Source organism: Chryseotalea sanaruensis (genome assembly GCF_003990915.1).
Taxonomy (GTDB): domain Bacteria; phylum Bacteroidota; class Bacteroidia; order Cytophagales; family Cyclobacteriaceae; genus Chryseotalea; species Chryseotalea sanaruensis.
The window spans coordinates 576,259-588,621 of record NZ_BHXQ01000004.1; the positions used below are offsets into that span (position 1 = coordinate 576,259).

6 protein-coding genes are annotated in these 12,363 nt (G+C 42.3%); 4 read left to right on the forward strand and 2 right to left on the reverse strand.

The features are described 5' to 3' along the window. Window positions 1–24 precede the first annotated feature (24 nt). Entirely contained in the window at window positions 25–8,535 is an 8,511-nt protein-coding gene (locus tag SanaruYs_RS13165; protein ID WP_127123023.1) for a PKD-like domain-containing protein, read from the forward strand. Between the two features lie 3 nt (window positions 8,536–8,538). Further along, entirely contained in the window at window positions 8,539–9,228 is a 690-nt protein-coding gene (locus SanaruYs_RS13170; protein ID WP_127123024.1) for a hypothetical protein, read from the forward strand. An 86-nt stretch (window positions 9,229–9,314) separates the two neighbouring features. On the opposite strand, the gene SanaruYs_RS13175 is transcribed toward SanaruYs_RS13170, so the two are convergent. Both SanaruYs_RS13175 and SanaruYs_RS13180 read right to left on the reverse strand, forming a co-directional pair. Next, a complete protein-coding gene (locus tag SanaruYs_RS13175) occupies window positions 9,315–9,668 on the reverse strand; it encodes a hypothetical protein (RefSeq protein WP_127123025.1) in 354 nt (117 codons plus the stop codon). Further along, the gene (locus SanaruYs_RS13180; protein WP_127123026.1) at window positions 9,665–10,033 is read right to left on the reverse strand and encodes a helix-turn-helix domain-containing protein; all 369 of its coding nucleotides are present in this window, start codon (window positions 10,031–10,033) and stop codon (window positions 9,665–9,667) included. Before SanaruYs_RS13180 ends, SanaruYs_RS13175 begins: the two co-directional genes overlap by 4 nt. 122 nt (window positions 10,034–10,155) lie before the next feature. Here SanaruYs_RS13180 and SanaruYs_RS13185 point away from each other — a divergent pair, with 122 nt between their 5' ends. Continuing rightward, window positions 10,156–10,407 (forward strand): hypothetical protein, encoded by a 252-nt coding sequence (locus SanaruYs_RS13185; protein ID WP_127123027.1) that lies wholly within the window; start codon window positions 10,156–10,158, stop codon window positions 10,405–10,407. Beyond that, the coding region (locus SanaruYs_RS13190; RefSeq protein ID WP_127123028.1) for a CHC2 zinc finger domain-containing protein at window positions 10,407–12,363 on the forward strand (1,957 nt) is incomplete at its 3' end. The genes SanaruYs_RS13185 and SanaruYs_RS13190, both read left to right, overlap by 1 nt.

The window sequence follows — 12,363 nt, forward strand, 5'->3', positions numbered from 1 at the left end:
ATAGTAATTGAAATAATAATATTTATGCGTAATGCAGTTTTAGTTTGCTTGCTCGGTTGTGTTAGTCTTTGCTATGGACGAAGCTTAGAAAAAACAATTCATAGCGAGGGGAAGGGAGTTCCACCATCTTATTCAGTAACCATTAGTGGGCCTACTACTGCGCTTGCAGGAGAATCACAAAGTTTTACTGCAACATGGCGTGATCGTTTTAATAATGTAGTTGCACCACCTTCTTCTGGATTTCCCGCTTTTTGGGAGGCAAATGGTGGCACCGTTCTAAGTCAGAATGCAACTAGTTGCACAATTCAATGGTCAAGTGGATTTTCTTTAGGAATAGTAGCATATGAGAAGACGACTTCGGATGACTCATACTTCGCCTTTTTGAATGTTTCAATTGCAGATAATTCACCAATAGCGCCAGCCACCACTTACACAATTACAAACAATTGTTCGGCCACACTTATCACAAGGTTGTCCAATCCCCCAAGCGATGTGGATTGGTTTTGGCAAACAACGCCATTGGGAACGTCTACTGAATTAGGTAATCAATCAACACTTAACAGAACTTTAAAAGTTACTCATAATATTTATTTACGCGCCCGCTCAAAAAGCGCACCTTATTTGTGGAGTCAAACCTCACAAAATGCTGGTGAGATTTCAGTTATAAGTCCAGTCACAAATCCGGGAACCATATCATCCCTTAACACAACAATTTGTAGTGGTAGTTCAGCAGGTCTTTATGAAACGAGTAGTGCTTCAGGAACATTTACTTATCAATGGATGCGATCCTCAGACAATGTAAATTGGGTGCCAATTAATGGCGCAACTGACATAGATTATCCTCCTGCAGCTTTAGCAAATTCGACTTATTTTGCACGTAGTGCTACCAATATTTGCGGATCGTCCTTAACAAACAAGATACTAATAAACGTTCACCCAACACTTGGGGCTCCATCAATTCAAAACAACTCTATTTGTGAAAGTGGCTCAATAGCGGTTACTCCTGGTACAAATGCAAACGCTACTCGTTGGTATGCAACTGCAACTGGAGGCAATGAAATACCTACGAGCAATAATAACTCACCCTTTACGAGTATAACAACCACGTATTATTTAAGTAGTTATAATATTCTTACAGATTGCGAGAGTAAGCCACGCATTCCAGTCACCGTAACAGTTAATACTCGACCTAATGTTGCTGTATCATCTGCCTCACAAGCTACATGTAGTGGTCAAATGATGACAACTGTTAACCTCACTAACCCCAATGGGGTAAGTGGCACAACTTATGGATGGACTGTTTCCGCTCCTAATATTACAGGTGCAGGTGGAGGTACTGCTTCGGCAATCACGCAGACACTTTCGCAGACAACATCAACTAACCAAACTGCTACTTACACGATCACACCCACAGCCAATGGCTGTAACGGAACAGCAGTTACGCACACAGTTACAGTAAAACCTCGCCCAACAATTGCTGTATCATCCGCCTCACAATCTGCATGTAGCGGGCAAATGATGGCAATTGTAAATATCACTAACCCAAATGGCGTGAGTGGCACCACTTACTCATGGACTGTCTCTGCACCTAACATTACAGGTACCAGTGGAGGTACAGCTTCGGCAATTAAGCAGACACTTTCACAGACAACATCAACTAACCAGACAGCTACATACACCATAACACCCACAGCCAATGGCTGTAGTGGATCAGCAGCTATTCACACAGTTACAGTAAAACCACAACCTACTGTTGCAGTATCATCTGCGTCACAATCAATATGTAGCGGGCAAGTAATGTCATCTATAAACCTCACCAACCCCAATGCTGTTGGTGGCACCACCTATGGCTGGACTGTTTCCGCCCCTAACATTACAGGCGCGAGCGGAGGCGCTACTTCAGTAATAGGACAAACACTTTCACAAACAACATCAACTAACCAAACAGCTACTTACACCGTAACACCTACAGCCAATAGCTGCAGTGGAACAGCAGTTATCCACACTGTTACAGTAAAACCACGACCTACTGTTGCAGTATCATCTGCGTCACAATCTACTTGTAGCGGGCAAGTAATGTCAACAGTAAACATTACTAACCCTAATGCTGTGAGTGGTACCACATATGGGTGGACAGTTTCTGCCCCTAACATTTCAGGTGCAAGCGGAGGGTCTACTTCAGCAATTGCGCAGACGCTTTCACAAACAACATCAACTAACCAAACAGCTACCTATACCATAACACCCACAGCCAATGGCTGTAGCGGAACAACTGTTGCGCACTCCGTTACAGTAAAACCACGACCTACAGTTGCAGTATCATCTGCGTCACAATCTACCTGTAGCGGGCAAGTAATGTCGACAGTAAACATTAGTAACCCTAATGCTGTTAGCGGGACCACGTATGGGTGGACAGTTTCTGCCCCTAACATTTCAGGTGCAAGCGTAGGGTCTGCTTCAGCAATTGGGCAGACACTTTCACAGACAACATCAACTAACCAAACAGCTACGTATACCGTAACACCTACAGCCAATGGCTGTAGCGGAACAGCAGTTGCGCACACTGTTACAGTAAAGCCACGACCTACTGTTGCAGTATCATCTGCGTCACAATCTATATGTAGCGGACAAGTAATGTCAACAGTAAACATTACTAACCCTAATGCTGTGAGTGGCACCACATATGGGTGGACAGTGTCCGCCCCTAACATAACAGGTGCAAGCGGAGGTTCTACTGCAAGCATTGCGCAGACACTTTCACAAACTACACCAACTAACCAAACAGCTACCTACACCGTAACGCCCACAGCCAATGGTTGTAGCGGAACAGCTGTTACGCACATTGCTACAGTTAACTCCACGTCAGTCGGTGGTACTATTGCATCAAATGTTGAAGCCTATGGAGTAGCAACGGGTATACTCACACTTAGTGGCAAGAATGGTGCAGTTCAAAAATGGCAACAAAAAATAGGCAGCGGCAGTTGGACAGACATTGCTAATACCACGACTAGCCTTGCCTATAATAATATAAACACTTCAACCTATTACCGAGCTGTAGTTAAAAGTGGTGTCTGTGCCGCGCAAAATTCTACCGAAACAGCTGTACTGATTTATGATGTTCCGGCTATCAGCATTCAAGGAAATTCCTCCATTCCGGCAGGAGGAAGCACAACTATTGCTTCAAGTTCAAATCTTTTTAGCTACCAGTGGTATCGCAATAATCAGTTGCTTGCAGGCCAAAGTTCGTCCACGCTTGTTGTAACCAAGCCTGGGCTCTACAAAGTGGCAGCCAAAACTACCTCCACTAGCCCTGTATTTACAACGGGTGAGATGGAGATAAGCAGAAATAGATATAATCCACTGGTAGACATGAACTATGTAACCACATATTCATTTAACATAGCAGGAGTAAATGAACAAACCGACTTGTATGATCTGGAGGTTGAAGATTACTCAGAGAGCACCACTTACTTCGATGGCCTCGGTCGGCCCGTACAATCCGTTGCCCTGGGTGCAGCAGGCAATGGTAATGATTTAATTAGCCCTGTTGAGTACGATGCCTTTGGCAGAGAAGCAAAAAAATATTTGCCTTATGCGCACGCAAACAGGGATGGCCGCTATCAACCCACAGCACTGGCAGATCAAAGTAATTTTTATAGTAATGCCGGAGATAAAGTAGCCGATGACATCGCCCCATTCTCCGAAACCATTTTCGAACCTTCACCACTTAACCGTATTATCAAACAAGGTTCACCTGGTGTTGACTGGCAGCCGAATGGAGATCATACTTATAATGCAGCTGACCATACTGTTAAGTATAGTTATGAGTTTAACCAGGCCAATGAAGTATTACAATGGACATTCACTTATCCTACAGAAGAGTATACAACTTCAGCCCTTAATGCTTTTGGTAAAGTGGAAGCAGGTACCGTAGCAACTCCTGTTTTCTATCCTGCTAATCAGTTGTACAAAAACAAAACAAAAGATGAGCAAGGCAATCAGGTAATTGAATATGTAGATAAAGAAGGGCGTACCATTTTAAAACGAGTACAGGTAGTAACTGGTAATCCTTCTTCTACCGATGTAGACCGCGATACCAACTGGGCCAGTACCTATTTCATCTATGATGACTTTGGAAATTTAGTTTGTGTGATCCCCCCGGAGCCAAGTAAACGCCTGGCTACACAGTATTTTTACACAAGTAGTACAGAGACTATAAAAAACAACTTCCTGAAACGTTGGGCTTTTCGTTACCGGTATGACAGCCGCCAGCGCATGATTATGAAGCAAGTGCCCGGTGCCGAACCCGTGTACATGGTGTACGATGACAGAGACCGATTGGTGATGACACAAGATGGAAGCCAACGATCATTATCTGGCCGACCATGGACCTTTACAAAGTATGATGCATTGAATAGACCCATTGCCACTGGATTAAAAGATACGACCATAAGTGTTGTACTTACACAAAGTCAAATGCAGGCTTTGGTAAATAACTTTTATGCAAAAGATTCAAGTAAATATTACGAAGAGTATATTGGAACTGCGCCAGGCAATTTGCATGGTTACTCAAACCAATCATTCCCTACAACACACAGTGCTTATGGGGCAACAGTTGGGAGTCCAAACGAAAGTTACTTCCTGACGCTTAGTTACTATGATGATTACACTTCTATTAATAGCTGGGGTTCTGATTATGATTACGATGATCTAAACTTACAATCCACAAAAGATGGTGTTAATTACCATCAGCCAGATAATTTTAATAATCGTGTAAGGGGACAGGTAACTGCCACCAAGACCAAGGTATTGGATGGTGGTAAGGTTGGCGGTTATACATGGTTGAAAGCTGTGAATTATTATGATGATAAATACAGGTTGATACAAAGCATCAGTGATAACTACAAAGGTGGCACAGACAGAATCACAAATGTATTTGACTTTGTAGGAAAAGTGCTAACTACAAGTACTGTACATATAACACAGGATGTTAACTGGAAAGATCTAGTAAATACCACTGTTGTTGGTAACAAGTTGCTTTCTGGAAGTACTTTTGCAAACGGTTGGGGTAATTCAGGCGCGGCCTCTGTAGAAACATCTCAATCCAACCAAGATGTGTGGATGAAATTCAACATTGTCCAGATGTCGGGGAACACAATCATTGGCCTCACTGACCAAAGTCTTGATGCTGGTTACACTACAATTGATTATGGTTTCTATATCACGGGAGGTTCATTAAGAATCTATGAAAATGGAGCTAATAAACTCACGGTCGGATCAGGGCATAAGAGTGGAGACGAGTTAAAAATTGTGAGAGAGGGAACATCAATAAAGTACTTTAAGAATAACGAGTTCCTCTACACTTCTCTAACACCTTCAAGTAATTCTCTTTTGGTAGATGTTGCTTTTTATCATAATAATATAGCGGTAAGTAATGTTCGAACTTCGTTTACTCAATCAGACATAAACACAACACGAAGATTTGACTACGACCGCGCTGGCCGATTGATCGATACCTGGCATTCATTTAATGGTCAGCCTGAGATATTGTTAACACATAACGAGTATAATGAGTTAGGTCAACTCGTTGACAAAAAATTGCACAGTATATTAGCCGATGCCTCCGATGCCAAACAGTCGGTAGACTATGCATACAACATACGTGGCTGGCTCACGCACATTAACGATGCCGCACTTATGGCACAAGCACAGGAAGCTAAAGACTACTTTGGAATGGAGCTGGCCTACAATACAGATTTAGGTACAGGCAACCCATCGGATAAATTGCAATTTAATGGCAACATCAATGCCATGAAGTGGAGTAACAACCAGGGCTTTGGCGATCAGAAAGAAAATGCCTACAACTTTACTTACGATCCACTCAACAGATTAAAAACAGCTGACTTCAAACAAAAAGATATGAGCAGCTGGGGTCTGGCGAAACACCGCGATGCCAATGGTATTATGCAAAGTGTTAATGCCTTTAAAGAGCACATTAGTAGCTACGATTTAAATGGTAACATCATGCAACTGCAAAGAAGCGGGCAAGATGGAAGTTTGATAGATGATTTGACCTACAGTTATGGAGCTAACCCCAGCGCACAAAGCAATAAACTTTTTAGAGTAACTGACGTAGCAGATGATATCAACGGCTTCAAAGAGCTTAACAGTACTATCGATGATTATGTGTATGACAATAATGGGAATATTACACTTGACCGGAACAAATCAACAGAGGAACTTGTAGCCAATGGTGAATTTGATAATGGTAGTGCAAATTGGACAACTACAGAACCTACACGCCTAAGCTTTGTCAATAGCAGGATAGAAATTTCGGCAGGTACTTTGGAAAGTGTTATTACACAAGAGACCCTCATTAAAAGAAGCACTCATCATGTTGTGAGTTATGTTTTAGTAAGAACATCAACCACAGGATCAGTGAACATCAGGGTAGGGAGTAGTTCAACCAACTATTCACTTACTTCATCTGGATCTCTGTCAATATTTACCTCTAGTAATGGTACAAGTGATGTTAAAATAATAGCAAGCCCTGATTTTTCTGGCTATATCGAATCCATATCAGTTCATGCTGCTACAGCCATCACCTACAACTACCTCAACTTACCCGAGACTGTAAAACGTGGTGATGAGGGTAGTATCCAATACATCTACACCGCCACTGGCCAAAAGCTGGCCCAGGTAGTTACTGAAGGCATTAAAACAAAAACAACAGATTACGCAGGCGAATTCATTTACCAAAATGATACCCTGCAATTTGTTAACCATGAAGAGGGGCGTATCATTCCTTCCCCCCTCTCCTCTGGAGAGGGGCAGGGGGGTGAGGCCCAGGCCGAATACCAATACCACCTCAAAGACCACCTTGGCAATGTGCGCGTAACCTTCACCTCAGTACCAGAAGTAGAAGAAACATTGGGCACACTTGAAACCACCAATGAAAACGAAGAGCGTGCAAACTTCCTGAAATATGACGATATTCGTAAAGTGAATTCCACACTCTTCGACCATACCAACACAGGCAGCACACAATACGCCATGCGACTCAGCGGTACAGCAGAAGAGAAATATGGTTTGGCGCGTTCCATTGCCGTAATGCCTGGTGATGTTCTCAGTGCAGAAGTATTTGCTAAATATGTTGACTTGAGTGACCCTGATGTTGAAACCTTCCTTGAAGATTTAATAGCGAACATTATTGCTGGAACTGCCGACCCCGGTGTAGTTATTGATGGCGGAAATTTTGGAAGCCCTGGTGCTTTAACTATGCCTTTTGGAACAATATTAAACAAAACAGAAGAAGGGCCGGGCGCACCTAAGGCTTATCTGAACTGGATTGTGTTCGATAAGAATTTTGTACCTATAGATTCTAAAAGTGGTTTTGACAGAATAAGCACAAGTGCCAAAGAAAATGGTGGCTTTGCACCCGAAGGAGTTGCGCACGAACAACTCGTTACACCGACTATAGAAATTACCGAGCCGGGTTATGTGTACATCTACTTGTCTAATGAAGAGGCTGGCACAGAAGTATACTTCGATGACTTTAAGGTGACCCATACCAAATCGCCAGTACTAGAGGAGAATTTTTATTATCCCTTTGGTATGATCGCAGAGAGAAATAGCAGAGAGGGAATGACTGAGCAGTCATACTTGTATAACGGAAAGGAATTACAAGACGAATTAGATCTTGGTTGGTTGGATTTTGGTTTTCGCTTTTATGATCCGGCAATTGGTAAATTCACTGGTATTGATCCGCTGGCAACTAAATATCATTGGTTAACACCGTACAACTATGCTGAGAATTCACCAGTGGCAAATATTGATCTTTGGGGATTGCAGAGGTATTACGCTGCCAATGGTAGTCTCTTGGGGCAAGTTGGTGATAACACAGATGTAAGAGTTGTTAATTCAACCATGACAAATGATCAAGCACTTGAAAATATTCAATCCGGTGGAGCTGGATCAACACAGACTTTGATGGATAATAGTGTTACGTTTGCGGATTACTTTACAACAGTTTCAGATGTTACAAATGATGCTGCATTGCAGACATATTCAAATAACGGAAGCAATTGTTTTGATGCTGCAGCAGCGCAATTGAAAGATGCGGGTGTTACACAGACAGGCCCAGGCGATGCAATACAAACTTTAGTTAATACTACCAAAGATCCGGGTTTAACTGCAGATGCTTTTGGTGGCGCTATTCGGGTACAAACAGAATTGAATAATGGGAATCCAGTAATGGTTGGGGTCAAAGAAACAAAAACTGATGGCACTGCTCCTGATCCTGGAAATAGGAATTCTAATACAGGACACTTTGTGGTAATACGTTCTGTAACTGTTGCTGCTGATGGAACAGTCACATTCAACTATCTGGATAACGCTAAATCATCCACGGGTAAGAATGCTAATAATAATTTTACCCTGAACACCACGACCGGAGGTATGTCAGACACTACAACTCCGGGAGGCAGGACAACTTACTCAAGTTACGAGGTATCGGAGGTCAGGAAAAATAATTGATTTATGAGGCTATCATTTTTAGCAGTATTGATTTTTCAGTTCTTCAGTTCTCAGAATTGTGCAAGTGAGCAGAATGAAGATAAGGGACAATCTTGGTTAAATATTGAATACGTTGAGTGTTTGAAGAACAGCTTACCATGTGAGTGTGAAAAGAACACTGAAACATATTACTCATTGGTCTTGGATACAAACGATGACAGTAAAAATTTTGGTATTGCGTTGTCTAACTTTGAGGAGATGGAACCTCAGTTTTATCCTATTAAAAAAATAGGGTCTAATGAATATGCAGTGCTAAAGAGTAGAGAAGATGCTTCCAGTTGGGCTAAGGTCATTATCAAAGATTGGGATCTTCAGTTCATTGAAGGTAATGTATTATCAAAATTTACCAAGTCAAACAAATCAACTGGATACGACCTAAATCATTATTACGAAGATAATGTTGACTTACTGAACAGAGCTTTTACGGCAAGAGGGTATCCGAAATTAGAGGAGATTGTAAAAGAGAGCACGTTAAAGTGTGTTTGCAATAAGTGGATGTCAAGGCAGAATGTACTATACGTTTATGGGGCACCAAAGTCTTGGATTATTGAAATGAAAAACGATAGTGTTCAAATTTTCAGAATCACAAATACTGACAGAGACCCGGACGATTCTGTTCGAACGGAAAAAGTAGCAAGCTATAAATGGAGGTAACAATATACCCCAACCCCCACTAGTCGTATCATCTCGCTACTACTTTTGGAATAAACTACATAGCCCAGCGTTTGCGCTGGGTTTTTTTATATGAGATCAAGCAGTAAAGACAGGATGCAAAAAATGGATATTGTCAGTGCACCAAACTGAAATAGAGTCAAGGTTCTGAAATCGGGATTTTGCGTTGTGAACTTTCGTTTGTGTTTGGGTAAAGGATCAAGCTGGGCGGGGACAGCAATGGCAATAAGAATTCCTCCCATGATAGAGAAGACCAGGCTAAGTATAGCAACTGCGAAGAAGATTTTGGAAGTACTGGTTTTGATTTGGGTAATAAGACCGTAGTTAGCAATAATTGTGCAGAGAAGAACGAGCGCCACACCTACAGCCTTTTGTGAAGTGGCTACTTTATACTCCAGGGCTTTTTCAACACGTTTCTTCATAGTGTAGCGATATTTTTTTGAAAGAAGTCTTTAAATTTTTTCTTGGTTAAAAAAGTCTCGATCATTTTAAAGACCATAGATTTTTCCTCAGGCTCTAGTTCCTGAATAAGCTTTACCTGCTCCATGATTGATTTATCTTCCACGGTTACCTCTTCAGGCATTGTTCCGTCAAAGTTTACGAGTTGGTCAATGGTCATTCCAAAATACTTGGCCACCTTATGGATTGCATCGATAGATAAATCACGTTCTCCACTCTCAACTTTAGAATAATTAGAACGGTGCATGTTTATGAGTTCGGCCAGTTGTTGCTGAGTCAAGCCTTTTTCTTCGCGTATCTGCTTAATGATCTTCCCAATGTTCTTCATGGCTTAAAGTTATCAAATAGATACCTATTTGGCTACTTTGCTATATTTTGACACTTTAAATGTTGCCTAAATGATACATTATTGATACCTTTGAACTGTATCAAAAAAGCACAATTTTTTCTATGGCACATCCCACCCGATCCAACCGCTCCTTTTTATCAGCCGAGACGCTTTGTCGGCTCAACAGCTTTTTGGAATGCGTGCCTCCGGAAGAATTGCGGGAGCACTTGCTGGAACTCTATCACCAGTATCTCATCAACGAGCACGAAAGTCTTCCCGTCAATTTTGGTGACATGGCTCATAACATGCAAATGCTCTTCGACCTGTTGAAGTTCCTGGCCCAAAACAATCAACCCACTCAATCCGGTAGCTAATGGAAATAGCAGAGATCAAAAAGCAACTGAGCATTGCCCAGGTACTCGATCACTATCTGCCTGCGCTAAAGCTTCGGCAGACTGAAGGTCAACCCTTCATGATACACTGCCCCTTCCACAACGACAAAACACCGAGCCTTCAAATTTATCCCGCGACCAATACGTACAACTGCTTTAGTTCCAACTGCACTGCCGGCAGTGGTGATGTTATAGATTTTATTATGCGCATGGAGAAAGGCACAAAACGCGAAGCGATATTGAAAGCGCAGGAGTTAATCGGTAACCCTGAACAACACAAAGGCAATTACACTTCACTGATGCGTACGTTCAGAGCAAGCTTGCTACGCAATGATCGGAGAATGAAAGCCTACCTGGAAGAAAGACACCTCGATGCGGACAAACTGGAAATAGGTTACAATGCAGGTACACACTACGCGCACCTGAAAGGTTGTTTGATCTTCCCCCTTAAAGACAGACTTGGTGTGATCGTAAGTTTTTACGGTCGCAGCATTTACAATAAAGAAGAGGCCAGACACTTTTACCTGAAAGACCGCAAAGGACTTTATCCTTGTTATCCGAGACCAGAAACACAACAACTGATTTTAACAGAAGCGATCATTGATGCGGCCACACTATTGCAAGATGAAGCGATCACCACCAACAATAACATTTTAGCTTGTTACGGAACAAATGGATTTACTGTAGAGCATGAGCAAGCGATCAAAGGACTTAAGCAGTTAAGGGAAGTGATTATCTTTTTTGATGGCGATGAAGCAGGGAGAGAAGGAACAAAGCGAGTAGCAGCCAAGCTCCAGGAGATTAGACCAGAGATAAAGATAAGCACAGTAAACACACCAGAAGGCGAAGACGTGAACAGCCTGATACAAAGTCATGACAGCAAGATCCTCACGCACCTGGTTGAAAGCAGATCATCATTTTCTTTTTCAGTTGAAGAAAAAAAGCCCGTGACAAAATCACCAGCTAACACATCAGCAGGTAGTTTTGACACAAGCAATCCGCACAGGCTCACTTACTGCACCATCACAGCAAACTATTACATCAAAGGAGGATTACGCAATGAAGCCGACAGCATGCGCGTGAGCCTGGACATTGAACATCTGCAGAACGGAAGAAAAAGCAGAAGTAAACTTGATCTGTACGAAGACAAACAAGTAGAGAAGATCGCAAGAGAGGCAGCCGAGAAATTGCAACTACGTGCCGACCTTATCCAACTGGATTTAGAATTGTTTACCGAACTGCTAGAACGACACCGTGAGAATCTGAACAAGCCTAAAGAATTACAACCGACCTTGGCTGAGGCTTCGGTGAGTAAATACGAGAAACAAGCATTAGAATTTTTACGCAAACCCAGCCTGATCAAAAAATGGAATGAGTTGATTGGCAAAGCCGGAGTAGTAGGAGAGGAGAACAACCGGATATTTTTAATGGCCATCGCCATCACCCATAAAATGCGTGAGCCCTTACATGCACTCATACAAGGATCGAGCGGAAGCGGAAAAACACATTTGATGGCCAAGCTTTACAACTTCATACCACAGGAAGACAAGAAGAACTTTACCAGAGTAACCGAAGGCAGTTTGTACAACTATGGCATGTACGATCTGCAAAACAAACTGATCTGCATTGAAGACCTGGACGGCATGAAAGAAGAAGCACAGTTCGCGTTTAGAGAACTACAGAGCAAAGGCATGATCATTAGCAGTACTAGTATCAAAGACGAAAATGGAAACATCAGCGCCAGTGAGAAAACCGTTTATGGCCCGATCGCCTCCATGAGTTGTACTACGAAAGGAGAAATCTACGAAGACAACATGAGCAGGTGTTTTATCATAGCGGTAGATGAAAGTCACGATCAGAGTAAAAAGGTTATTCATTACCAGAACATGAAAGCCTCCGGACAGATCGATGAGCAGAAAGAAAGACAATGCACAGAAT

Excerpts from the sequence above, each read along its gene's own strand:
- SanaruYs_RS13170 (WP_127123024.1), top strand. The coding sequence starts at position 8,539 with ATGAGGCTATCATTTTTAGCAGTATTGATTTTTCAGTTCTTCAGTTCT.
- SanaruYs_RS13185 (WP_127123027.1), top strand. The coding sequence starts at position 10,156 with ATGGCACATCCCACCCGATCCAACCGCTCCTTTTTATCAGCCGAGACG.
- SanaruYs_RS13165 (WP_127123023.1), top strand. The coding sequence starts at position 25 with ATGCGTAATGCAGTTTTAGTTTGCTTGCTCGGTTGTGTTAGTCTTTGC.
- SanaruYs_RS13180 (WP_127123026.1), bottom strand. The coding sequence starts at position 10,033 with ATGAAGAACATTGGGAAGATCATTAAGCAGATACGCGAAGAAAAAGGC.
- SanaruYs_RS13175 (WP_127123025.1), bottom strand. The coding sequence starts at position 9,668 with ATGAAGAAACGTGTTGAAAAAGCCCTGGAGTATAAAGTAGCCACTTCA.